At 48.4% G+C, this 24089-nt stretch carries 21 protein-coding genes; 9 read left to right on the top strand and 12 right to left on the bottom strand.

Going from position 1 to position 24089, the window contains the following annotated elements; translation table 11 throughout:
- The first annotated feature begins 18 nt into the window (after nt 1–18).
- On the top strand, nt 19–375 hold the full coding sequence (rsfS, locus tag Pelsub_RS08275) for a ribosome silencing factor (protein ID WP_232528583.1): 357 nt from the start codon (nt 19–21) through the stop codon (nt 373–375).
- 1 nt (nt 376) lies between these two features.
- Here rsfS and bcp read toward each other — a convergent pair whose 3' ends face one another.
- A complete protein-coding gene (bcp, locus tag Pelsub_RS08270) occupies nt 377–847 on the bottom strand; it encodes a thioredoxin-dependent thiol peroxidase (RefSeq protein ID WP_174233254.1) in 471 nt (156 codons plus the stop codon).
- Nucleotides 848–912: 65 nt separating this feature from the next.
- Nucleotides 913–1815, bottom strand: a complete 903-nt coding sequence (locus tag Pelsub_RS08265; protein ID WP_116224199.1) for a hypothetical protein — start codon at nt 1813–1815, stop codon at nt 913–915.
- Between the two features lie 305 nt (nt 1816–2120).
- On the opposite strand from Pelsub_RS08265, the gene Pelsub_RS08260 reads away from it, so the two are divergent.
- From Pelsub_RS08260 to Pelsub_RS08250, 3 genes are read left to right on the top strand one after another with little or no spacing between them, the layout of a single operon-like run.
- On the top strand, nt 2121–2876 hold the full coding sequence (locus tag Pelsub_RS08260; RefSeq protein WP_126440458.1) for a hypothetical protein: 756 nt from the start codon (nt 2121–2123) through the stop codon (nt 2874–2876).
- Nucleotides 2873–4057, top strand: coding sequence for a hypothetical protein (locus Pelsub_RS08255; protein ID WP_116224201.1), 1185 nt, complete (start codon nt 2873–2875; stop codon nt 4055–4057). Before Pelsub_RS08260 ends, Pelsub_RS08255 begins: the two co-directional genes overlap by 4 nt.
- On the top strand, nt 4044–4955 hold the full coding sequence (locus Pelsub_RS08250; protein ID WP_116224202.1) for a pseudouridine-5'-phosphate glycosidase: 912 nt from the start codon (nt 4044–4046) through the stop codon (nt 4953–4955). The genes Pelsub_RS08255 and Pelsub_RS08250 overlap by 14 nt, the downstream gene beginning before the upstream one ends.
- Here Pelsub_RS08250 and Pelsub_RS08245 read toward each other — a convergent pair.
- Genes Pelsub_RS08245 through Pelsub_RS08205 form a run of 9 tightly spaced genes read right to left on the bottom strand, consistent with a single transcriptional unit; the run spans nt 4942 to nt 14908 of the window.
- The gene (locus Pelsub_RS08245; RefSeq protein WP_126440456.1) at nt 4942–5934 is read right to left on the bottom strand and encodes a hypothetical protein; all 993 of its coding nucleotides are present in this window, start codon (nt 5932–5934) and stop codon (nt 4942–4944) included. The genes Pelsub_RS08250 and Pelsub_RS08245 overlap by 14 nt on opposite strands.
- 13 nt (nt 5935–5947) lie before the next feature.
- Nucleotides 5948–7042 (bottom strand): lipid II:glycine glycyltransferase FemX, encoded by a 1095-nt coding sequence (locus Pelsub_RS08240; protein ID WP_116224204.1) that lies wholly within the window; start codon nt 7040–7042, stop codon nt 5948–5950.
- 35 nt (nt 7043–7077) lie between these two features.
- Nucleotides 7078–8076 (bottom strand): lipid II:glycine glycyltransferase FemX, encoded by a 999-nt coding sequence (locus tag Pelsub_RS08235; protein WP_116224205.1) that lies wholly within the window; start codon nt 8074–8076, stop codon nt 7078–7080.
- Nucleotides 8076–9968, bottom strand: a complete 1893-nt coding sequence (locus Pelsub_RS08230; RefSeq protein WP_116224206.1) for a polysaccharide biosynthesis protein — start codon at nt 9966–9968, stop codon at nt 8076–8078. Before Pelsub_RS08230 ends, Pelsub_RS08235 begins: the two co-directional genes overlap by 1 nt.
- Nucleotide 9969: 1 nt before the next feature.
- A complete protein-coding gene (locus Pelsub_RS08225; RefSeq protein ID WP_116224207.1) occupies nt 9970–11394 on the bottom strand; it encodes a sugar transferase in 1425 nt (474 codons plus the stop codon).
- Nucleotides 11395–11403: 9 nt separating this feature from the next.
- Entirely contained in the window at nt 11404–12417 is a 1014-nt protein-coding gene (locus Pelsub_RS08220) for a glycosyltransferase family 2 protein (RefSeq protein WP_232528582.1), read from the bottom strand.
- Complete coding sequence (locus Pelsub_RS08215; protein WP_116224208.1) at nt 12401–13816, bottom strand: sensor histidine kinase; 1416 nt, start codon at nt 13814–13816, stop codon at nt 12401–12403. The genes Pelsub_RS08220 and Pelsub_RS08215 overlap by 17 nt, the downstream gene beginning before the upstream one ends.
- Complete coding sequence (locus Pelsub_RS08210) at nt 13816–14496, bottom strand: response regulator transcription factor (protein ID WP_116224209.1); 681 nt, start codon at nt 14494–14496, stop codon at nt 13816–13818. Before Pelsub_RS08210 ends, Pelsub_RS08215 begins: the two co-directional genes overlap by 1 nt.
- Before the next feature lie 16 nt (nt 14497–14512).
- Nucleotides 14513–14908, bottom strand: coding sequence for a RidA family protein (locus Pelsub_RS08205; protein WP_116224210.1), 396 nt, complete (start codon nt 14906–14908; stop codon nt 14513–14515).
- A gap of 146 nt (nt 14909–15054) precedes the next feature.
- Between Pelsub_RS08205 and prfA the strand changes: the two genes are divergently transcribed.
- From prfA to thrB, 5 genes are read left to right on the top strand one after another with little or no spacing between them, the layout of a single operon-like run.
- Complete coding sequence (gene prfA, locus Pelsub_RS08200; RefSeq protein ID WP_116224211.1) at nt 15055–16116, top strand: peptide chain release factor 1; 1062 nt, start codon at nt 15055–15057, stop codon at nt 16114–16116.
- The gene (gene prmC, locus Pelsub_RS08195; RefSeq protein ID WP_116224212.1) at nt 16085–16981 is read left to right on the top strand and encodes a peptide chain release factor N(5)-glutamine methyltransferase; all 897 of its coding nucleotides are present in this window, start codon (nt 16085–16087) and stop codon (nt 16979–16981) included. Before prfA ends, prmC begins: the two co-directional genes overlap by 32 nt.
- Complete coding sequence (locus tag Pelsub_RS08190; protein WP_116224213.1) at nt 16978–17601, top strand: L-threonylcarbamoyladenylate synthase; 624 nt, start codon at nt 16978–16980, stop codon at nt 17599–17601. Before prmC ends, Pelsub_RS08190 begins: the two co-directional genes overlap by 4 nt.
- Nucleotides 17602–17633: 32 nt before the next feature.
- The gene (gene thrC / locus Pelsub_RS08185) at nt 17634–18689 is read left to right on the top strand and encodes a threonine synthase (protein WP_116224214.1); all 1056 of its coding nucleotides are present in this window, start codon (nt 17634–17636) and stop codon (nt 18687–18689) included.
- Nucleotides 18682–19587 (top strand): homoserine kinase, encoded by a 906-nt coding sequence (thrB, locus tag Pelsub_RS08180; RefSeq protein ID WP_116224215.1) that lies wholly within the window; start codon nt 18682–18684, stop codon nt 19585–19587. The genes thrC and thrB overlap by 8 nt, the downstream gene beginning before the upstream one ends.
- A 92-nt stretch (nt 19588–19679) precedes the next feature.
- On the opposite strand, the gene rpoC is transcribed toward thrB, so the two are convergent.
- Nucleotides 19680–23993: a DNA-directed RNA polymerase subunit beta' gene (gene rpoC / locus Pelsub_RS08175; protein WP_408635084.1), complete on the bottom strand. Its 4314-nt coding sequence runs from the start codon at nt 23991–23993 to the stop codon at nt 19680–19682.
- Between the last annotated feature and the right edge of the window lie 96 nt (nt 23994–24089).

Below are 24089 nucleotides of genomic sequence, written 5' to 3'. Positions count from 1 at the left end.
TAATAATTATTGAGGTGAATGCTGAACGAAAAAAACACATTAGAAATCGCGCGTGATCTGGTAAACGCGCTTGAAGACAAAAAAGCCGAGGATATTGTTCTTATCGATCTTCAGGGGGTTGCGATTTTTACCGACTACTTTGTAATTTGCTCAGGTACAAGCGACAGAATGTTAAGAAGCCTGGTCAGGGCAGCTAATGACGCCATGTCCAAGGAATATGATCTGAAAGGTAAAATTGTCGGTTCTTCCACCAACAGCTGGATTGCTGTCGATTATACAGATATTGTCTTGCATGTATTTTCACCCCAGCAGCGTGAATTTTACCAACTCGAAGATCTGTGGTCCAGCGGCAAAACGCTGCTGCGGGTGAAATAAATTACGCTTCCAATTCGGCCAAAGCCTGCAGCACCTCTGCACTGTGTACAGCAGGTTTTACCCCTTCAAACACTTTCGCGATATTGCCCGATTTATCAATCAGGAACGTGGTACGGAATACGCCGTCATATTCGCGTCCCATGAATTTCTTGCGTCCCCACACGCCATAAGCTTCGCAAATCTTATGGTCTTCATCGACCAGCAGCGTGAATGGTAATTGGTGTTTGCTGGCAAATTTCGCGTGTGACTTTTCGGAATCCGGACTGACACCGAGGATTACCGCTCCTGCTTCTTTATATTGGCTGTAATCGTCCCTAAAGCTGCACGCTTCAGTTGTGCAACCGGGCGTATCATCCTTGGGGTAGAAATATAAAACCACTGGTTTTCCTTTGAAATCCGCTAAACTGACAGTATTTCCTTTTTCGTCCACCAGTGAAAAATCCGGCGCTTTTGTTTTTTCTTTGAGAATCATAGTGTGCCTCCTTTTTTCTAGGCTTACTATATCCTGAACCGGCCTTTATCCTTGTATGCGTTTTATTAATGGTTCCAGAGGCCGACAAACATTGTTAAAGCCGAAACAGCCGGCAGTATTCGTACTATCAACAGTGCCCAATCCCAATTGGGCTCTTGCTTTTTTATACTGCGGAATACCAACCAGGCAGATAACAAGCCCGCAGGAAGTATTATCAATTTCGACCAGAGCGGAAGCAATTCCTGATCCAGAAACACGGTGATGCTGCCCAGCAGCAGCAAAGTCGTTGTGACAGAAAGTCCATTTAACGCATCCAGACGCTCCAGCATACTTCCCGCGGAAATTCTCTTCGAAATACGCAGTATTTCAAGATTGTTGCAAACCTTCCACGCAATCAATTGCAGGAAAAGCGGGAAGGCTATCATAATCAGGCTGACTTTTAAATAATCGCGGGTAAAGCTGAAGAATAATGAGGGCAGCAGGAAAGCAGTCACAAATCCATAGAATAGTTCCTGGAAACCGCTTAATAATTCTCTGGTTTTATCAATCAGAAAGAGCAGATCACTTAAATAAATCAGAGCGATTATTATCAACGTCAGGCGGTTTATGCCATCTTCACCGATCATTTGCGTCAATGGAACAAAACTCATAGCAATAAATAAAATCGCGAATATCCACAGGAATCTCTCCAACAGCTCTCTGAATTGCGCCGGGGATAAGCGGCCAAAACCTCCATCCAACGGAACAGTTGACAGCGTATTCGTGAAGATAGCGTTCAGGCTGTAGATGCCTGCCTTATAGAACACGAACCATAAGACGACCTGAATGAAATTTCTCCAATATACCTGATATCCATAATGATACGTAAATGCCATACCCAACAGGATGAACACAATCCCGTTTAGCAACTCTCCCCAGTCTATAGACTGGAGGAAATAAGGAAACAGTTTTTGCAGTGTTTTAATCATTTAAGAATTCTCAATTTGTTCAAGGTCTGTTTTTATTATAAAATCTTGGTATGCAATTATCCAGAAAGCAAACACCCTTCTTCTATTTTATCCTTACCGGAATTTTAACTCTTGTTCAGATAATTTTGTTCAGCCAGGCCGGCAGCTACTGGCAAATTATATTATTGATAGCGTTTGCCGTTTTACTCAGCTCAATCATTTTTTATATCCTGTTCTTTTATATTCAGCCGAAAGCCTCTTTTTTTCAGAGCAGTTTTCATTGGGTTCAAGTTTTAAAAACGATATTCCTGCATAGTAATTCCTTGTTGTCAATCAAGGAAGGGCAAATCGATCAGGATTATTTCCTGTTGAATACCAAACCGCGCGATGCCTGCGTGTATATCCATCCTGATTCTGCCGCTTCAATAGTCAACTCCAGGGGTGACTTCCGGGTCGTAAGTTCCGGATTCCATGAATTACGGTTTGGCGAAAGCATCACCACCAGTTTTCCTTTAGGAATGCAAACAATAAGCTGCGGTCCACAAGAGGGAGAAAATCCTTTCTCCAAGCGGAAATCCGGTGAGAATTACACCAGCTTTCATGCCCGGCATTTACGCGCGCAGATGGTACATTCGGTTACAGCCGATCACCAGGAAGTGTTTCCTGTATTTACTATCCAATACTGTTTATGTAAAGATGGGGAATTTATATCTGAGACACTATTGGATATCGCAAAATTACTATCGCAAAACAATATGAGCGGTCCGGCTTCCCCGGCAATCAATGCCATCATAACCAAACAAATTTGCGCATATTGGTCAGCACGAATGCAGAAAGCGCCACTGGCAGCCTTCTTATCCGGTGCAAGCGGGAACAGCTTCCAAAACATTCTCCTCGATATGAACATGTATTTAAATCCTGCCCATTCCGAAAAAAGGCCATCCTCAACTGCCCAGTTGGATAATAAACCTTTGGCTGAAATCGCTCATTTGAAAATTCCGTTCATTCGGGTCTACCTGACCAATGTCTGGTACCTAAACATGACCTATTCCTCACAGGAAGTCATGGAAAGGACCATATGAGTATCAAAAAAGAAATATTGAAGGTTGAACCGCAGTCCGGGTTTTTGCGTCTGGCTTTATGGCTGATTTTGTTATTTATTTTTTGGTCGCTGCTGGCATATATTTCATCCATTGCAAATCCGCTGCCAACCCTCCCCAGTTTGTGGCCATCTTCAACCAGCGGCACAACCAGCCTGGGTTCCGATTTATGGCAGGAAATGCTTGGAAATTATTTTTCCGTTTTTACTCTGCTCAATCTAGTGCTCGTGCTACTTATCTCCTGGACAGTTTTCCTCCTTGCGTCATTTTTGTTAAGTCGTGCACTTGGCCTTGCTGAAATCAAGGCAGCTCAACACTATCTGCGCAGTTGTCTCTTTTCCCTTCAGGATTATCCCCTTATTTCAACCCTGGATCCTAATTATCAAAAATCGGATGCCTGGAAAATTCTCACAGGCATAGGTGGCCCTTGTTATTTATTGCTTGAACCGGATAACGCGATATTGATCAATCGCAATGATGGCTATGCGCAAGTCGTATTGCCATCTGCGGATACAGACAATATTGCATTTTTCCGTCATGGTGAGAAAGCCATTACCATTCTTCCTGCAAGCCCCCTTGCATTCACCCTGCATCTACATGGCATGGATAAAGCCGGTCGGCCTGTCGATTGGCGCAACCTGCGCCTAACATGCAATCTGTTGTTTCCAACAGATAATGCCACCTCCGGCGACGCTTCCTCGGATTATGGGTTAATTGCATCCGTCGGCCTTGAAAATCAGAATTGGGAAGACCTCTTTGAAGGAATATTGGACCTTGAAATTCAGTCTTTTCTGCAGAATTTTTCTATTGCGGATTTACGCCGAGCATTCAAAATGGAAAAACCAGCCTCAGCGCAAGCAAACCTTTCCAAGCCATCCATCCGCCGTACCCATCAAACAACACACCATCGCCGGTTGTACCCTATACCTGGAAGTTTCTTCCAGTGGAAAAATCAGGGTGGCTTCCTGCGCCGCCGCAGGCGCTCGCTTCTCCCTGAATTATGCAGCTCACCGCTTTCAGAAAAAAAACCTGAACCTTCAGCCAAGGATTTTAAATCCGAATTAGGTGATTACCTTTCCCGGATTTTTAAAAACATTTACAATATTTCCGTCAAGGTGAATATAGAAAACATAGGAGAAATACAATTTAATGGTGAAAATTAATTACCAGAAAGCGGTTAAATCGGCACTTGACCAGAACGGTCCTGTCGTTGCATTGGAATCAACCGTGATTACCCACGGGCTGCCCTATCCGCAGAACCGTGATACAGCTCTCGGCATGGAAGCGGAAGTCTCCAAAACCGGTGCGGTACCGGCTACTATCTGTCTGACGCAAGGTGATATTCAAGTCGGTCTGGAACCTGAACAGATGGAATATATTTCCACAACTAAAAACCCGGTTAAAGTCAGCCGCCGGGACATTGCCGCGGCGATTGTTGCCAGGCGCGATGGCGGCACAACAGTGAGTGGTACGATGGAAATTGCGTACAAGGCTGGATTACGCGTTTTCGCCACCGGCGGCATCGGCGGTGTGCACCGCGGCAATCTGATGGACGTTTCCGCGGATTTACCTACACTGGCACAAATTCCCATGATCGTGGTTTGCTCCGGTGCTAAAGCCATCCTGGACCTGCCGGCTACCCGTGAGGTGTTGGAAACCTACGGCATTCCCGTGATAGGCTACCAGACAGACGACCTGCCTGCCTTCTATTCCACCAGCAGCGGCCTACCGGCTGATTACAACGCCAAGACGGCTGCCGAAGTCGCTCAAATCGCCCTGACCCAATGGGAATTCGGTTTGAAAGCCACCATCCTGGTGACCGTCCCGCCGCCGGCTGAATTGGCTATTCCTGCGGAGGAGATTGAAGGAGTTATCCTGGATGCTGTCAAAGAAGCCGAAGAAAAGGGCATCAAGGGTTCGAAAATCACGCCATTCTTATTGGCAAAAGTAAGTGAGAAGAGTCATTCACGCAGTCTGACCACCAACGTGGCATTGTTGAAAAACAACGCGCACATTGCAGGTCTGATTGCCGTAGAATTATCCAAGATCAACGGAAAATAGTCGATCGGCGCGTAGCTGTTGGCACCAACGTAGGTGTTGGGGACTTCGTTGGTGTCATAGTGCGCGTGGGTGCGCTTGTGGCGGTTGGTCCAGCCGTTTGACTCGGCGCTGGTGTTGCTGTCGAGGTGGCAGTCGGGATCGCCGTCCCGGGCACGGTTGGAGTAACCGTCGAGCTGGGTGCCGGGGTCAATGTTAATGTCGCCGTCAGCGTTGGCGTCATGGTCGGCGTAGGTGCCTCACCCGTAATTTCAAACGTACCGGATGACTTCCATTGTTCGCCAATGAACATCTGCACCTCGTAATTTCCGGGCAGCCAATTTTCAGCCGGCAGCGTGCAATCTGAATAACCGTATCCGCCCGAAGCACCATTCCACGGTTTAGTCTCGTAATATATCAACTCGCCGTCGCGGTACCACATTGCCGTCCACTGCGTTCCAACCGACATGCTGTCATACGAGAACGAAGCATAAATTGTTTCAATCGGGTTCTCAAACGTATCAGCCGCATCTATGGGCAGGTAATCCTCAGTCAGGCTGCGGGCAAAGGAAAGCGTGCTGAAGACTGCGTTGGGATTGGGCGTTATCTGCGAAGTGAATTCCTGGCTTATGATCAAAGGCATCTCAGGTGTTACGGTAAACTCCAGCGTAGCGGTGACGGTTGGGGTCTGTGTGCTGGTAGGTGTTTGTGTAACCGTAGCGGTCTGTGTGATGGTCGGGGTTAATGATGCGGTCGGGGATGGTTCAAACACTTTGTAAGTAACCGGTTCAGCGTAACCATTGATCAGAAATGCACCTACAATCACAAGGATGGCAATAAATATTAAACGCCAGGCTTGGCTGAGTAATGCGCGCTTCTTCAGAAAAAAACGCAAGCGGCCGGCTTCACGGAAAATGCGTACGGCCATTACGACCAATACACCTGCGGCTGCCAGCAGCATGAAAAATATCGTTCTTACTGTTGTTTCAATATCGAGATTCATCTTCCCTTTACCACTATTCAGACAGCTCGTTCTGAATTTGCTTCCTGCGAATACTGCGCGTGACCGCCAATATTCGCGGTAAAACGTTCTGAACTATTTTATATTTAAATCGACTGGCTGGGTAGTCAAATGCGCCTTTAGTTTGGACAACTTTTCCACCCAAGCCTTCTTTAAATTTATAGACGCCCCACATGCGATCGGTTTCATTGAAATTATCCGGCGCGCCCCACAGGTCGTAAGTATCACAGCCCTTCTGTTTGCTGAGCTTGATAGCTTCCCACTGGAGTAAATAATTTGGCATCATTTCCCGATGCAAATCACGCGACATGCCATAAATATACCAGGATCGGCTGCTGAAGTGGAACAGGAATAATCCTCCAACCGTTTGTCCTTCAACCTCAGCCAAAAGCGGTGTGGCCATTCCCGCTTCCATAAACGTCCGCCATACATCCATGTAATATCCCTTAGGTCGAATAATAAAACCGTCGCGCAGGGCTGTTTCTGCATACATGGCGTAAATCATTTCGAGGTCATCTATTCCGGCTTGTCTGACTTGCACACCCTTGCGCTCGGCCAGGCGAATGTTATAGCGGGTTTTTTGCTTCATGTTCGCTAATAAATCCGCTTCGGAGGGCTTTAGGTCAATCCAGAAAGTATTCTTGAATTGAATTTGCTGGTATGAAAGCATCCAACCGCTTTTCTCAATCCGCCGGACCATATTGATTGCGTGCGGATCAGGCATAAAAGATGCCGTCCCTTCAAACCCTTTAGCAACGACCAGGTCAGGATCCATCTTGATATAAATCGCACCCTGGTCAATTGCATACTGCTGCAGGTCCTGCAGTACCTGGACACGCATGGGATTATCCCAATCCAGCAGTGGACCTTTTGGACAATAAAGAATCTTTACCTTTTTTCTAATTATCGGAATGACTTGTTCGCGTGCCAACAACAAAGCCGCGGCAACCACTTCTCCCGCATCGTTTTGCCAAATTTTATGATCGACGGTCCAGCCATGCCGGCTTTTGACTTCTCCCCATTCCCAGGTCTGTAAAAGACTTGGCTGCGGAAACCTTGCGACTATCTGATTCCATTCCTGTTTATTCATTCTTTAATAGGTTCTCTTTAACCGAAAAGCCTGATCTAGCCAGCCAGACCGCTTTTTCGGATTTTTATAGCGATCAAATATAACCAGTATATGGCAGGCCGCAGAACCTTGGCATATACACCGGCAGTGCGTTTTACTTCCCCGCCAAAACCGCGTTTGAAACGATAGACGCCCCACAATCCATCGGAACGTTTCGAAAATTGCGCTTCCAGCGCATCTTCATCCGCATCCGGTACACCCCATAAATCATACTCGCTGCATCCGGCTTTCGCGGCCCAGCGCATGGCCTCATACTGCAATAAATAAGTCGGCATGCGGTTGCGTTCCTGGTCATTGGAAGCACCGTAGAAATACCAGGCCCGCTTGCCTTTTTTAAATATCATAATAGCAGCCAACGGTTGGTTTTGATAAGACGCCAGCAAAAGCTCGCATGCACCGGTTGGGTGGAACAATTCATAAACTCGCTGGTAATAGGAACCCGGGTGAACGCCGAACTCATCGCGCGCACCGGTAGTCTGCATTAATTGGTTGAAAACATCCAGGTCATCCGAAATGGTGATTTCAACTTCCTTCTTCTCTGCCAGGCGGATGTTATAGCGTGTTTTTTGTTTCATGCGCGCCAACCACTCCTCTTCCGGTCCTTCCAGAGAAATGGTTATAGTTCTGCGCGGTTGGATGGAAATATCGCTTAGCGTAAAGCCTGGCAGCGCTGAAGCGATTTCTGCGCTATCTTCTTGCCAGGCATCCGGTTCAACGTAAATAACAATCGCGTTATGCCGGCGGCATTGCTCGATAATTTCCGGCAGCAGTGCCTTCCAATTGCTTCCCAACGGCCCTTTTGGAATATAGGCAATGGTGAGGCCGAATACCAGCTTGCGCAGCAAAATTTGTGCTCCGGCCTCTTTATTTTCGATATAGAGCGCCTGCCAACCATAGTGGCTCTTGAAAGTGCCCCATGCAGCGGTTTGTAGTATATGCGCGTTGGGATATTGTTTCAGGAATTCATCCCATTGTTCAGGAGTTAGTGATGTCATTAATTAATTTTACTAATATCTTCGAATCGAAGGCTCTTAATTTCCGCTTGCGGGATGATGGTATTCAGGTATCGGATGATTTCTTCTGATTTTCCCTGATAAGCCAGTTCAACCAATTTAGCGACGATATCGTCCAATTTCTGGCCTTTAAGTTCGTCCTGTCCCTCTTCCGAATAGATTTCCGGATGAGAAGTCTGTTTGAATTCTCGGCCTTCATTCCACAGGTCTTCGCTCAGTTTCTCTCCCTCGCGAATACCTGTAAAGACGATTTCAATATCTTTGCCCGGTTCGAATCCGGATAAACGGATGAGATCTTCAGCCAGATCAACAATCTTGATTTGATCGCCCATGTTTAATACAAACGTCTCGCCGCCCTTACCCATGCCAGCCGCTTGCAGTACCAAATGGACTGCCTCGGGGATCGTCATAAAGTAACGTTTCATTTTCGGATGCGTTACCGTGACCGGTCCGCCCTGGGCTATTTGCCGCTTGAACAAAGGCACCACACTGCCGCGGCTTCCCAGTACATTGCCGAAACGCACAACGGAATAGGGTTTTCCCGAACGCTGTGCTGCATCCAGGACAATCATTTCAGCCAGTCGCTTGCTGCCGCCCATCACACTGACCGGGCGAATCGCTTTATCCGTGGAAATTAATACCATGCGTTCCACATCGTACATTTGACAGCAGCGCACCACGTTCTGTGTTCCCAGAACGTTGTTGAGGATGCAATCCTCCACATTATTTTCCATCAAAGGAACATGCTTATGAGCGGCCGCGTGGAAAATAACATTGGGTTTGGTGCGCGAGATTTCCTGCTTCATGCGTTCCAAATCACGGATATCGGCAATTGCAGCATAAATGGATAAATTCGGGTAGCTCTCTTTTAATTCCAGGTACGTTTCAAAAACACTGTTCTCGCCGTGCCCCAACAAAACCATCTGCGAGGGTCTCCACCGGGCAATTTGGCGGCATAACTCCGTTCCGATTGACCCGCCCGCTCCCGTTACCAGGACAACTTTATCTTTGATGATATCTCCAACAATTTCATCGTCAATTTGAGCCGGTTCCCGCCGTAGTAGGTCGGAGATTTCCACCTCGCGAAGGCGTGTTACGCTAACCTTGCCGTCCAGCAATTCGTACATGCCGGGCATCGTGCGGTATGGAATGCGTTTCTTCCGGCATACATCGGCAACGGTACGGATAGCATGTCCCGGAGCACTGGGAATGGCAATAATAACTTCGTCTACCCGATTCAAATTAATAACTTTGGACAGATCCTTTAACCGACCAATTACAGGAATGCTGTGTATTTGTTGGTGGAATTTATCCGGATTGTCGTCCAGAAACCCGATCGGTTTCATATTGATAAAGGGATTTTTCTGTAATTCCTTGGCGACCAATGCACCGGCATCGCCCGCCCCGATGATGAGGGCATTCTTGGTTTTCCGGTTATTTTTTGCATTCCCGTTGCGATTCTTCATTTCCGCCAGCATCCGCAGACTATAGCGCGAGCCGCCGATCAGAACGATGGAGATCATCCAGTCGATGATCAAAACCGAGCGCGGAAAAGCGACGAAAAAACGGTTGGAAAACAATATCAGCATGAGGGGAGAAATGATTGCGGAAGCCCCGCTGACCGCTATGACTATTAATCGCAGCTCGCGCATACTGGCATAGATCCACATGCGCCGATAAAGGCCGAGAAAATAATACACACTGGGCTTAATTAACAGCGATAATCCCAGCATCCATAATAAAGAAATGTAATAATTGCTGAATACTTCAACCAATTCCAACCGCAGAATATAAGCGGACAGAACGGAGAGGACAGTGAGAAACAGGTCTGCGACAAAGAGATGCCGGTTGCGAATGTTGAAAATCACCTTCATACTACTGTCCGTGGAAACCAAACATGGCACCGAAGGTTCTAAGCAGAATCCTTATGTCCAAAATAATATTGCGGTGCATAATGTAATAAAGGTCATATTCCAACTTGACCGCTGTCTCCTCCACATTTGAAGCATATTGGTAGTTAATTTGCGCCCAGCCCGTTGCGCCGGGTTTCACAAACAGACGTGCCCGATAGAATGGAACTTCCTTTTGCAGCTTGTCAATCAACTGGGGGCGTTCAGCCCGCGGCCCCACCAGGGAGATGTCGCCGCGCAGGACATTGATGAACTGTGGTAATTCGTCCAGGTGACTCCTCCGCAGGAAGCGGCCGATACGCGTGACGCGTGTATCGTTTTCCACCGCGAAGCGCGCCACGCCATCTTCTTCGGCATCACGGCGCATACTGCGGAATTTGAGTAATTTAAACTCTTCGCCATTCTTTCCAATACGTACTTGTTTAAAAATAATTGGCATTCCATCATCAATTAGGATGATCAAAGCAATGAAAGGGAATAATGGGATAAGAAGGAGCAGTCCGACAATTGAACCTAATATATCCATCAGGCGTTTGAACAATTCGTAACTTCCGGTAGCGTGGGCGCGGTCAACAAACGAGCGCAGAACCCAATCATCTGCAAGCAAGGCAATCGGAACACGGCCAAATAACTCCTCATAGACAACCGGCATGGTGCGTACTTCAATCCCCTGTTCCTCAGCCGATACAATTGCGGAATAAAGAGAAGGCTGCATATCACCGGAGATTGAGAATATTAAATCGGAAATCTGCTCCTTTTTAATAATCTCCAAAATATTTGTGCTATTTCCGAGCACCGGAAGGCCGGCAATTTTCATTCCTTCTTTTTTGGGATCGTCATCGATAAAACCAACCACTGAAAAAGGCGTGGGGGTCATTTCCTGAATCATTTCAACCAGAATGGACCCGGCTCTGCCGGCGCCAATAATCATGACGCGTTTCAGAAACACGGGGGCGGTAAAAATGCGGATGTAAATCAAACGCCAGGCCAACGTCAATATTGCAGCCGCAACGATAAAGCCGGCAACACCGCGGCGAGGCAGAGACTTTGGTTCAGACACAAAGAAGACCAATAAATAAAGTATCGTGCTAATGGCGGCGGTTACTGCCACACCCCGAACAGTGTCTGCCACACGGCTGGATCGCCGAATATCGTACAGTTCAATCAGCAAAACCAACCAGATAATTGGCAAAGCATAATACCAGGATGGGGGACGTTCTTTTAAAAATTGCCAGGTGAAATCCATCCACTGGTCTTTCATGGCCCAGAAATAAAGCGCGATAATCAGGCCAATACCCGTGGCGATAATATCGCCTACCAGCAGGATGAATCTGCGTTCGTTATTTGTAATCCGCCATAAAGGCTTCTGATATAGTCGGTTTTCACCCATAAAAAATGTTCATACCTCTCGTGAAATATCTACAGCGCTATATAGGAAACCCATCCCCCAGGAAAAATGCATCACTGTAATTGCACAAACCATCGCTATGTAGCATAGATTTTTTCTTTTAAACGCCTCAAACAAACTGAAAGCCAATAATATGGCCAGATATAGTCCAAGAATACATGCCAGTATTATACGAGCAAAATTCGAGAAAACCGACAGAATTGTAAACAGAAGAACGCCAAAAACAAAAAGTGGCGGGATAGCTTGGCGCCAACGTATGGTTTTGGGATAGCGTTTAAGCATTTTCAGCTTCCAAAAGCCGTAGCGCCAATATTGCCGGGCCAATTGTCTCAGGTTTTTGCGGGCGAAGTAACGCGAGTGAATGCGTGGATCCAACCACACTTTACCGCCGTTCAGGTGGATACGCGTATTAAATTCATAATCTTCGTTGGATAACAGGCTCTCGTCAAATCGTCCTACTTTTTCAAATACTGCTTTCGAAAATGCGCCGAACGGAACCGTTTCCACATATGCCGCTTTCTTCGCAATACGATAGAGAGCATCTCCTGCGCCAAGCGGATGCGAAGCGGCCGCCGCGATTGCTTTCGCGATACAACTTTCATCTCCGGGTGCGATTTCCCACACCCCGCCCACATTCTCCGCCACACCATCCTTCAATAATTGAATGCTGGTAGCCACGTATTCCATATCGGGAACTGAATGAGCATCCATACGCACCAGATAAGTTCCCTGGGCAGCTTGCGCAGCGGTATTTACTGCCGCTGGAATTGTTCGGCGCGGATTGTCCACTACGACTATGCGCAGGTCAGAGTGTTCTTGTGCGAACTGCGCGATTTTTTCGCGTGTATCATCCTCAGAAAGTGCATCCGCAATTACTACTTCCATTTTTGTACTAGGATAGGTTTGCTCCAGCAAAGCCTGCAGCAATAATTGGATGGTTTCTCCCTCATTGTAACAAGGGATGATTACAGATACTTCAATGAGCGTGTTATTTGTTGGTCGCATCTTCTATGGGTAGTTTTACCATAAAAGTGCTACCTTCGCCTACTTTACTGGAAACTGATATTTCGCCCCCATGCGCTTCCACATCCTGTTTGGAAATAGCCAATCCCAAACCCACCCCTCGGCCCGTACCGCCCTGCCGGGATTTATCGACTTGATAAAATCGTTCGAAGATTCGGGCACATTCTTCCTCGGAAATACCCGGCCCCGTATCGGATACCGTCACCATTGCCTGTCTACCTTGCCGGCTAATCGTAACCTGAATTTCCGAACCGGGAATTGAGTACTTTATGGCATTGTCAATCAAATTGGAAAAAACTTGCCCCAGACGTACGGCATCGGCATAAAGATAGATTTCATCACTAAAAACCGGATTGATTTTTATATCGGCTTTTTCTAATTCGTAGTAAAAACGTTCAATGCTGCTTTGCATTAACCGGTTTAATTCAACACTCTCTTTGGTCATTGACATCGTTCCTGCGTCCAACTTTGCTAGAGTGAGCAGATCATTGACCAATACGTTTAATCGGTTGGTTTCATTTAATATTACGTCAGATGCGTGCTGAATATCCTTTTTGTTATGTACAGTTCCATCATATATTGCTTGGGAGAAACCCTGAATGGATGTCAAAGGAGTTTTAAATTCGTGTGAAACGTTGGCAACAAAGTCTCTTTGAGATTGAAGGCTTTTTTCCACTTTTTGGCTCATGTCATTCATGGCTAGCGCTAATTGTTGAACTTCCATAGGGCCTTCAATAGGTACTTTCTCGTATTTCCCTACTGCGATATTCTTTGCTGATTCTGAGATTTTTCGCAGCGGACGGGTGATCCACTCGGCCATTAGCCAACTTAAAACAAACGCTCCAATCAGCGCAAACAACCCTGTACGCAGCAGCGGTTTAACCAACTCATCCTGAAAGAGAGATTGAATAGCCACGTCCGGTCTGCGGGCAGCCACCAGAAGATAATAAGCATCATTGATTTGGCTTATCTGATAAAACCAATCCTCTTTTTCCGCATCGTTGAAAACCAAAGCACGGTCAGCGCTCCGTTCCGCGGTAGTGAACGGATCGTTGATTTGCGGAATCTGATCTACACTATAATCCATGGTGTGAAATAACAGCGTTCCTGAACTATCCAAAATGGCTACCTGTACATCCAATAATTCAGCTTCTTTAAAGAATAATTGGATTGTCGGATCCCAATCTGCATTAATTACAAAAGATAATCGATCCGTTAGTAAATTGGACACCAGATCCATTCGTAGAAAAATTTGACGGTAAAGCAGCGGGCTGCGTTGAAAAGCAAAAATAATCCCCGCCGATGCGAAAGTTAGCACGAGGAAGATTATCATCGTGTAAGTTAACCAGAGGCGGGTATTAATCGATGAAGAATGCATCATCAATATACTAGTTTATATCCATACCCGGTCACAGTTTCAATTTGGACATCAGCCGCCTGTATTTTTCGCCGCAACTGTGCAATATGTACGTCAACTGTACGGGTTTGGCCGGCAAAATCATATCCCCAAGCCAGGTAAAGCAATTGATCACGGGAAAAAACACGGCCAGGTTCTTCAGCCAAAACTCGCAGTAATTCAAATTCCTGCGTGCGCAGTTTGATCAAATCATCCTTGATCTTGACTTCCCGGCGCTTTATATCCAGTGTGATATCTCCCGCATGGATGATTTCTTCCTGGGTTTGCCTTTTAAGCGTTACCCGGCGTAAAACTGCTTTAATACGTGCGACGAGTTCGCGCGGATTGAAAGGTTTTGTCAGGTAATCATCTGCGCCTAATTCCAGGCCGACGATTTTATCGATTTCCTCATCCTTGGCTGTCAGCATAATGATCGGGACCTGGTTTTCTTCGGAGCGTATTTTCTTGCAAATCTCAAAACCATCCATACTGGGCAGCATTACATCCAGAACAACCAGGTCCGGCGGATCGGCCATGATAGCACTATAGGCTTGTTTGCCGTCTTTAAATCCCTTAACCTGGAAACCTTCTTTTTCAAGATATATTCGCACAAATTCGATGATGCTGGCTTCATCATCGACCACATAAATTCGTTCGACAGGCATATATTCCTTCAGCGTTTCACGCTGTTAACGCGATCGCTTCAATCTCCACTAATCCGCCTTTTGGCAGCGCTGCTACCTCAATCGTAGAACGTGCTGGGGGATCAGATTTAAAGAACTCCGCATAAACCGCGTTCATTTTTGCAAAATCATCCATATCCTGCAAGAAAACTGTCGTTTTTACGATAGCTTCCATATCCAGGCCGTTGGATTGTAGAATACTCTGCAAATTCGTGAGGGCTTGTTTCGTTTGCGCTTCAACACCGCCTTCCACCAAACTTCCGCTTTGAGGATCTAACCCAAGTTGCCCTGACATAAACACAAAAGGTCCGGTTTTGATCGCGGCCGAATAGGGTCCGACGGCTTTGGGGGCGTTCGGTGAACCGATTACATCTTTTTTTCCAAATGTCTGCATTTAAACCTCCGTCAATTTATTATATCCACGCTAATGTCCATACAGCTTCACACGAATGTAAAATTGTCGTAAAAACAGGACTGGTATAATTCATGGATTATAGTTTATTACCAAAACAGGATGTTTAAAAGGAAAAGGTCAGTTTTATGCTTTTAGAAAGTCTTATCGCCGTAGAAACACGGTTTAAAGAACTCAACAAATCCATCGAAGAAAACATTGACGATTACCAGAAAGTAGCGGAACTCTCTAAAGAGAAATCCGACCTTGAAGAAATTGTCGAGAAAGCCAATTTCTATCGGCAAACGCTAAAATCCATTGAAGAAGCGGAATCATTGCTGGAATTGGACGATGAGGATATGCGCAACCTGGCTCAGGAGGATTTGGAGAAATTGAATCCGCTTGCAGTCAAATTGGAAGCAGAATTGAAAAACCTGCTGGTCCCGAAAGATCCTCGCGACAGGCGCAATGTAATTATCGAAATCCGGGCAGGTACCGGCGGCGATGAAGCCGGGCTATTTGCGGCCGATCTGTTCCGCATGTATACCCATTATGCCGAAAACCATCGTTGGACGGTTGAAGTACTCTCTCAAAATGAAACCGGCATCGGCGGCCTGAAAGAAATTATCTTTATGATCAAAGGCCGCGGTGCTTATTCCCGCTTTAAATACGAGTCCGGTGTGCATCGTGTCCAGCGCATACCCTCAACGGAATCCTCCGGCCGTATTCACACCTCCACGGTCACCGTAGCCGTTTTAGCGGAGGCGGAAGATGTGGATATTCAAATTCCAGAATCTGATCTGCGTATCGACGTTTATAAATCAGCCGGCGCCGGCGGGCAGAATGTTCAAAAGAATATGACCGCGGTGCGCATCACCCACCTTCCCACCAATATCGTTGTAGCCTGCCAGGACGAACGCTCACAGCTGCAAAACCGTCAGCGGGCCATGAGCATTCTTCGCGCCCGTCTGTATGAGATTGAGGAAGAAAAACGCCTGGCAGCGGAAAGTGCTTCCCGTCGCTCACAAGTTGGCAGTGGAGAACGTGCCGAGAAAATCCGGACTTACAACTATCCGCAATCCCGTGTAACCGATCACCGCATCAATGTGTCATCCCATAATCTACCCAACGTTATGGAAGGCAACTTGGATGTATTCATTGATGAGTTAGCGATGCAGGATGAAGCGGAGCGATTATCCGAAGCTGAGTAATCCACCCGGCTCGCGGAAACTGGGAGATTGGCTGGTTGATGCCCGCCGCGCGTTAAGCGCCCTGCCGGACGAACCCATTTCCAGCCTATATGCTTTAGCTGCGCATACCCTGCAGCAGCCCGCTTATTGGCCGCAAGCGCACCCCGAATACGATCTCAATCCTGAACAGGTTGAAACGCTAGAGCACCAACTCCAGCAGCTGCTAACCGGTGAACCGCTGCCCTACCTGCTGGGAAACCAGGCATTCTACGGTCTGGATTTTTCCGTCAATAAGAATGTGCTAATCCCGCGCCCTGAAACTGAACTCCTGGTTGAAACCGCGCTGCGCTGGCTGGCAAAACACCCTCGTGCACGTCTGGCAGCCGACGTTGGCACCGGCAGCGGCTGTATTGCCCTGTCGATCGCCAAACACAGCTCTCAGGTGAAATTTATTGCCACGGATCTGTCCTTTTTCAGCCTGCTGGTAGCCCACACAAACCGTACCCGCCATGCGTTGGAAAAACAAGTTGGCCTGGTTCAGTGTGATTTGTTGGCCAGTCTTGGCGGCCCTTTTGATCTGGTCTGCGCCAACCTGCCTTATATTCCCTCAGAAAAAATAGAAACGCTGGATGTTGCCCGTCATGAGCCGCTTGCCGCGTTGGATGGCGGACCGGACGGCTTGCGTTTGATTGATCGCCTATTGGGTCAGTTAAAAAGTCGTTTAAATCCGGATGCGGTAATCCTGCTCGAAATGGAATATTCACAAACTGAACCAATTAATACCTTAATCAATCGCCATTTTCCACAAGCAAGCGTTACAATTATGCCGGATTTAAACCGGCTTCCCAGGCTGGCAATTATTGAGACAGAAAGCAAGAAGGCATGAAAACCAGGATCATTGCACAATCCGACCCAATCGCGGCGGTTGCTACGCTGGAAATCATTCGATCCGGAGGTGTTGTGGCCGTGCCCACGGACACTGTCTATGGCGTCGCCTGTGCAGTGGATAACCCGGATGCCATCAAGCAGTTATACCTGATCAAGGAACGCGACGCGTTGAAAGCAATTCCGGTGCTGGTTGGCACACATCGCCAATCAGAAAATCTGGCGGCCGATTTCAGCAAAGCCGCCAAAAAACTGGCAGAGCGTTTTTGGCCGGGGGCGCTGACCATCATTGTGGAGAAAAATCCGGTATTACCTGCCGAATTGACCATTTACCCAACGGTCGGACTGCGCATGCCAAACTATGCCTGGTTGTTGGAATTGATGCAAGCATGCGGTCCTCTGGCAGCCACCTCCGCCAATATTTCCGGCGCGCCCAGTCCGGCAACGGCCGAAGAGGTTTTGGCGCAGCTGGATGGGCGTGTGGAGTTGGTCATTGATGGCGGCCGTTGTGAGGGTGGTATTCCTTCCACAGTTGTGGATTGCAGCCAATCTCAAATAAGTATCCTGCGCGAAGGCGGCATTTCGGCAGAAGATATTCTAAAAACTGTTTCTTTGAATTAATATTTTTAATCAATTGGAGGGTATCCAACATCATGGCTTATCAGGGAATTATTGAAACATATAGACCACTGCTGAACATCCCGGAAGGAATGCGCGCAATCAGCATGCTCGAAGGCAATACCCCGCTCATTCCGGTTCCCAAAATCGCCGATCGACTTGGCGGCGGCTTCGACCTGCGTGTGAAGTTCGAGGGCTTGAATCCGACCGGGTCATTCAAAGACCGCGGCATGACCGTGGCGGTAAGCGAAGCCGCTCACCGCGGCGCGAAAACCGTCATTTGCGCTTCCACCGGCAATACCGCCGCCTCCGCGGCCGCTTATGCTGCCCGCGCCGGTATGCGCGCCATCGTCATCATCCCGGCCGGCAAGGTCGCAGCCGGTAAACTGGCCGGTGCCATCGCCTACGGCGCTCAGGTAATTCAAATCGACGGTTCGTTCGACGATGCGCTCAGTTTGGTGGTCGCCATTTCCAATAAGCACCCTATTGCCCTGGTCAATTCACTCAATCCCTTCCGCCTGGAAGGCCAAAAGAGCGCTGCGTTTGAATTATGCGAAACGTTAGGCAGCGCGCCGGATTGGCTGGCGTTACCCGTCGGCAATGCCGGCAACATCACTGCCTACTGGATGGGTTTTAAGCAGTACCATGAAAAGAAAAAAACCGTCCTGCCGCAGATCCTGGGCGTGCAAGCGGCCGGCGCCGCTCCCCTTGTGCTGGGCCATCCCGTTGAACACCCGGAGACTATCGCCACCGCCATTCGCATTGGCAAACCCGCACGCGGTGAAGAAGCTGTCACGGCTGCCAGCGAATCGCACGGACGCATTATCGCTGCCAGCGATGAAGAAATCCTGGCTGCGCAGAAGTTGTTAGCCAGCAGCGGCATTTGGGTAGAACCCGCATCTGCTGCCGGTCTGTCTGGTTTGATCAAGGAAGTTGATAGCGGATCACTGAACTTGTCCGGGAAGAAGGTTGTCATCGTCTGTACCGGCCATGGCTTGAAAGACCCCGATATCATCACCGCGCAATTCACTAAACCGCAGGTAGTCAAATCCGAGTTAGCCGAACTGGAGAAAGTTATCCTCCATGACTGAGCTCAATCCGGTTTGCGTGCGTGTTCCGGCTACAACAGCCAACCTCGGCCCTGGCTTTGACTGTCTGGGGCTAGCATTGGATATATGGAATGAAGTCCAATTCACACCGGTGGAAAAAGGGTATAGCGTTGAAATTGAAGGTGAAGGTGCCAGGCAATTAGCCCGAGACCGCAGCAATTTAATTTTTCAGGCAGCCGAGAAATTATTCAAACTGGAAGGTGTTGCATTCCCAACAGGGTTATCTCTGCGCTGCCGTAACGCAATCCCGATATCTTCCGGGCTGGGTTCAAGTGCCTCCGCCATAATCACCGGTTTATTGGGTGCCAGGCGCATGTTGAAGAGCAGCATCTCCAATGCCAATTTGTTGTCGCTGGCCGCTGATTTTGAAGGCCACGCGGATAACGTAGCCGCATGCCTTATGGGCGGGCTGGTAGCAGCCGTACGCACTGAAAACGGTTGGCTGGCGGAAAAGATTCCCATGCAGCCGCTGCATGCGGTTATTGTGCTGCCTGACATCCAACTCAGTACGCAGCAAGCGCGCGCCGCCCTGCCTGATACAATCAGCCGTACGGATGCAGTTACCAACATTGGCCGCGCCGTGCTGCTGGTCAACGCCCTGCGCGACGGTCACCGTGACCTGTTCCGCACTGCCATGCAGGACTGCCTGCACCAGCCGTACCGTCTGGATTTGATGCCAGGTGCTTCCGACGCCCTACAGGCAGCCTATGATGCAGGTGCTTACGGCGCAGCGCTTTCCGGTGCCGGGCCCAGCCTACTCGCCTTCGCGGATGAGCGCTTCGAAGAAATTGGGAAAACCATGCAAAATGCGTTCACCGCAAAAGGGATTGATAGCCGCATTTTCATCACTTATTCGACGAATGTCGGAGCAGCAATTTAATCACCGCTGTTTTTAAAACTACTATCCTTTATATAAAAGAAAGCCCATCTCGTAAAAAGATGGGCTTTTTTCATAACTACGTAATGCTGATTTTATTCTTCCGGTGCCGGAGCAGTTTCTGTTTCAGCTTCCGCTTCCAGATCTTCTTCAGCTACTGGTTCATCAAAACGATGTTCGTTTACTTCGACCATTGCGTTGATGGTATCAATACGCTTATCCGAGAAGCCTGTGCCGGATGGGATCAACTTTCCGATGATCACGTTCTCCTTCAAGCCAAACAGCGGATCCTGATCTGCTGCGATGGCTGCGCCTGCCAGCACTTTAATGGTGTGCTGGAAGGAAGAAGCAGACAACCATGAATCGGTGGTCAATGAGGCCTTTGTAACACCCAACAGAACCTCAATGAATCTCGCGGGTTGTCTTCCTTCGGCGCGCAAAGTCTCGTTCAGCAGCCGGATTTCCATGCGGTCGACCATATCCATCGGCAGGAATTCCGAATCGCCCGGGCGGATAACTTGGACTTTGCTCATCATCTTGCGGATGATTACTTCAAAGTGTTTATCGTTAATGTTCTGGCCCTGCGCACGGTAAACGTTCTGAATTTCGCTCAGCAGGTATAGCTGGCAAGCCTCACGGCCTTTGATACGCAGGATGGTGTGCGGGTTCAATGAACCTTCGGTCAAGGCCTGACCGGCTTCGACTTTTTCACCATTTTTAACAATCAGGCGCAGCATACCGGGAATGTCAAATTCCTCAGTTTCAACCTGATCGTAAGAAACCACTACTTTATCTTTCTTGACTTCGATACGTCCGCCGTGTTGGGCAATAATGGTAGCGTCTTCGTTAGCGGCGATGACTTCGGCTTCTTTCAGCTCCTGTTCATCGGTCACTTTGATTTCCCAACCCTCGGGAATCGCATATTCATCCTGAATGAGTTCACTGTGTTCGACTTTCACGCGGTTCAACTCATTGGAAGAATCTGCTGGGATAACCGTGGCCGTACCGGTGATGGTGCACATAACGGCTTCGCCTTTCGGCATACGGCGTGCTTCAAACAGCTCTTCCACACGGGGCAAACCAGTCGTGATGTCGGAACCGGCCGCCACACCACCGGTGTGGAATGTACGCAGAGTCAGCTGCGTGCCAGGCTCACCAATGGATTGCGCTGCGATGGTTCCCACCGCTGTGCCCTTTTCCACTAATTTACCGCGTCCCAAATCCATGCCGTAACACTTTTGGCACAGACCATGTTTCAATTCACAAGTCAGGGGAGAACGTACAAATACTTCTTCCACTCCAGCTTCGACAATCTTCGCCAGATCCGCGTTGCTCAGCATTTGATTGCGTTCAACGATGATCTCGCCTGTCTTTGGGTCAACAATATTACTGCCCGCGATACGACCGTACAACCGGGATTCCAGGGATTGGCCGGCGATATCATCGCCTTTGCGGATCCAAATGCCATCATTGGTTTCGCAGTCTTCTTCATTAATAATCATGTCCTGGGCGACATCCACCAAACGGCGGGTCAGGTAACCGGCATCTGCTGTACGCAAAGCGGTATCTGCCAGACCTTTACGGGCGCCATGGGTGGAGATGAAGTATTCCAGGGCAGTCAGACCTTCGCGGAAGTTGGATTGAATCGGCAGGCGGATAATACGTCCTGATGGGTCAGCCATCAAACCACGCATACCGGCTAATTGTGAAATTGGGCCGAAACCGCCTTTGGTAGCTCCGGAATTCGCCATGGTGGACAGGTTGCCGGTGGGATCCATGCTCGCGCGTACGGCTTCACCCACTACACGAGTGGTTTCTTGCCAAATATCAATCACGCGCTCGTTCATTTCCTGTTCGGTTAATCTGCCGCGGCGGAACGATTTCTGTACTTCTTCTACTGCCGCATTGGAATCTGCCAGAATACCTTTCTTTTCTTCAGGAACAGTGATATCTGCCACGGATAAGGTTGTGCCGGAAAGCATGGCGTATTCAAAGCCAATGTCCTTGATCTTATCGGCCACATCCGTGGTGACTTCTTCACCACATAAGTCGTAAATTTCTGCAATCAAACTCTTGATGCGGCCCTTTTCCAGCATGTCATTGTAGAACTGGATTTCAGGCGGCAGAATGTAGTTGAACAATACACGGCCAACCGTGGTGTTGATTACACGGGTTTCCGGTTCGGCCATGCGTTTTCCAGCTTCATCAAACCAGGTTTTTACTTGTAAACGAATTTGAGTTGCGACTTTCACCTGATTCAGGCGGAACGCCATATCGACTTCATCAAAAGTTGAATAAGCCGGTTCTTTACCGGTATATTCCTTGCGTGGTTCACGGGTCAGGTAATAAACACCTAACACCATGTCTTTGGAAGGCGAAATGATCGGTTCACCGTCGGCAGGCTTGAGCAAGTTCTTGGATGCCAGCATTAAATTGCGGGCTTCCCAAACTGCTTTTTCGGAAAGCGGCACATGCACGGCCATTTGGTCACCGTCAAAGTCGGCGTTGAAAGCCGTGGTCACCAGCGGGTGAAGCTGGATTGCGCTGCCTTCAATCAGCACGGGTTCAAAGGCTTGAATACCCAGGCGGTGCAACGTAGGCGCGCGGTTCAGCAGAACCGGGCGATCGCCAATGACTTCTTCCAAAACCTCCCAAACTTCGGGGCGGTTGCGTTCCATCAAACGGCGCGCGCCTTTCACGTTGGCGGCGTAATTCTTCTTGACCAGCCCGGCGATAACAAACGGACGGTAGAGTTCCAACGCCATGGTCTTGGGCAGACCGCACTGGTACAGTTTGAGTTTCGGGCCAACCACAATAACGGAACGGCCGGAGTAATCCACACGCTTACCCAACAGGTTGCGGCGGAAACGGCCCTTCTTACCCTTCAGCATATCGCTGAGGGATTTCAGTTCGCGCCGACCGCGGCGTGATAAGGCTTTGCCGCGCTGTGAGTTATCAATCAGGGAATCGACAGCTTCCTGCAACATACGCTTTTCATTGCGTACGATTACATCCGGAGCGCCTAATTCCAGCAACCGCTTCAAACGATTGTTGCGGTTGATCACACGCCGGTACAGATCGTTCAGGTCGGAGGTCGCAAAGCGGCCGCCATCCAATTGCACCATCGGGCGCAGGTCGGGAGGAATCACCGGCAGCACCGAGAGAATCATCCACTCCGGACGGTTTTTGGAACGTCGGAAAGCTTCCACTACCTTCAAACGAGTGGTGCTCTTCTTGCGTTTTTGTTTACTCTTGGTCGTCTTTACTTCCAGCCACAAGTCCTGGGCCAATTGGTCCAAATCCAAACGGCTGAGGATATCCACAAACGCTTCCGCGCCCATTTCGGCACGGAAAACCTGCCCATAACGGGATTTCAGGTCACGGTATTGGTTCTCGCTGAGGAATTTGAAGGGAGCAAGGTCTTCCAACTCGTCGCGCTGCTGGTCAATCTTGGATTTGACTTCCAAACGGATATCACCCAACTGTTCGCTCAAATTGGCGATATTCAAATCCGCTTCAGCACGCACTTTTTCAATGCCAACGTCCACTTTAGCCATATCGTCCTCGATTTGGCTGCGGACTTCGTTCTCAACCTCTTCCAATTTGCCTTTAACGGCATCTTGAACGACTGACAGCAATTTCGCGTCAATCACCTCACCGGCTTTCAAGATAGTAACTTCTGCCGATTCAAAGACCATGTCCTTGCGGATCGCGGATCCTTCTTTTTCCTGGATCTTCTGTTCCAGAGCCTGGCCTTCTTTGATGATTGGGTCCATCCGCTGACCAATCAATTCATCAACTTTGCCTTCCAATTCTTTCTTCTGGTCGGCTAGTTCCTGAATTTCTACATCGCGAGCAGCTTGAATTTCTTTGATGCGCGCTTCAAGGTTGCCCATTTCGTCATGATCGGCATCCGCCACCTCATCTTCCAGGCGGTTCAATACCTTCTGTTTCGCGTCCTCGTCAACGAAAGTGACGATATATTGGGCAAAATACAGTACGCGATCAAGATTTCTGCGGGATATATTGAGCAGTAAGCCTAAATAGGAGGGTACACGACGCGTATACCAGATATGCGCTACAGGGGATGCCAGTTCGATGTGTCCCATGCGCTCACGGCGGACGGAAGAACGGGTTACTTCAACGCCGCATTTATCACAGACAATTCCTTTATAACGGGGGTTCTTGTACTTACCACAATAGCATTGGTAATCGCGAGTAGGTCCAAATATCGCTTCACAAAACAGACCATCCTTCTCTGGGCGCAAGCGCCGGTAATTGATTGTTTCAGGTTTGGTCACTTCGCCATACGACCACGATCGGATGGTATCGGGTGATGCGAGACTGATTCGGAGTGCTACTAGGCTTTTAGTTTCCACTAATTTACCTCCTTGGGAAGTCGAGGAAATTTAATTAAATTAATAACTATTAACAATATTCTACCTATATGCAGACAAACTGACATTATATCACAATATTTTTGAATATCTTTAATTGTATAAAAT

This window comes from Pelolinea submarina, assembly GCF_003966975.1.
GTDB lineage: Bacteria > Chloroflexota > Anaerolineae > Anaerolineales > Anaerolineaceae > Pelolinea > Pelolinea submarina.
The sequence above is the reverse complement of the archived record's forward strand: the minus strand, read 5'-3'. Positions and strand labels throughout refer to the sequence as shown.

Bases quoted from the DNA above. Each gene is read 5' to 3' on its own strand.
- rsfS (WP_232528583.1), top strand. From the start codon at position 19: ATGCTGAACGAAAAAAACACATTAGAAATCGCGCGTGATCTGGTAAAC.
- bcp (WP_174233254.1), bottom strand. From the start codon at position 847: ATGATTCTCAAAGAAAAAACAAAAGCGCCGGATTTTTCACTGGTGGAC.
- Pelsub_RS08265 (WP_116224199.1), bottom strand. From the start codon at position 1,815: ATGATTAAAACACTGCAAAAACTGTTTCCTTATTTCCTCCAGTCTATA.
- Pelsub_RS08255 (WP_116224201.1), top strand. From the start codon at position 2,873: ATGAGTATCAAAAAAGAAATATTGAAGGTTGAACCGCAGTCCGGGTTT.
- Pelsub_RS08250 (WP_116224202.1), top strand. From the start codon at position 4,044: ATGGTGAAAATTAATTACCAGAAAGCGGTTAAATCGGCACTTGACCAG.
- Pelsub_RS08245 (WP_126440456.1), bottom strand. From the start codon at position 5,934: ATGAATCTCGATATTGAAACAACAGTAAGAACGATATTTTTCATGCTG.
- Pelsub_RS08240 (WP_116224204.1), bottom strand. From the start codon at position 7,042: ATGAATAAACAGGAATGGAATCAGATAGTCGCAAGGTTTCCGCAGCCA.
- Pelsub_RS08235 (WP_116224205.1), bottom strand. From the start codon at position 8,076: ATGACATCACTAACTCCTGAACAATGGGATGAATTCCTGAAACAATAT.
- Pelsub_RS08230 (WP_116224206.1), bottom strand. From the start codon at position 9,968: ATGAAGGTGATTTTCAACATTCGCAACCGGCATCTCTTTGTCGCAGAC.
- Pelsub_RS08225 (WP_116224207.1), bottom strand. From the start codon at position 11,394: ATGGGTGAAAACCGACTATATCAGAAGCCTTTATGGCGGATTACAAAT.
- Pelsub_RS08220 (WP_232528582.1), bottom strand. From the start codon at position 12,417: ATGCGACCAACAAATAACACGCTCATTGAAGTATCTGTAATCATCCCT.
- Pelsub_RS08215 (WP_116224208.1), bottom strand. From the start codon at position 13,816: ATGATGCATTCTTCATCGATTAATACCCGCCTCTGGTTAACTTACACG.
- Pelsub_RS08210 (WP_116224209.1), bottom strand. From the start codon at position 14,496: ATGCCTGTCGAACGAATTTATGTGGTCGATGATGAAGCCAGCATCATC.
- Pelsub_RS08205 (WP_116224210.1), bottom strand. From the start codon at position 14,908: ATGCAGACATTTGGAAAAAAAGATGTAATCGGTTCACCGAACGCCCCC.
- prfA (WP_116224211.1), top strand. From the start codon at position 15,055: ATGCTTTTAGAAAGTCTTATCGCCGTAGAAACACGGTTTAAAGAACTC.
- prmC (WP_116224212.1), top strand. From the start codon at position 16,085: ATGAAGCGGAGCGATTATCCGAAGCTGAGTAATCCACCCGGCTCGCGG.
- Pelsub_RS08190 (WP_116224213.1), top strand. From the start codon at position 16,978: ATGAAAACCAGGATCATTGCACAATCCGACCCAATCGCGGCGGTTGCT.
- thrC (WP_116224214.1), top strand. From the start codon at position 17,634: ATGGCTTATCAGGGAATTATTGAAACATATAGACCACTGCTGAACATC.
- thrB (WP_116224215.1), top strand. From the start codon at position 18,682: ATGACTGAGCTCAATCCGGTTTGCGTGCGTGTTCCGGCTACAACAGCC.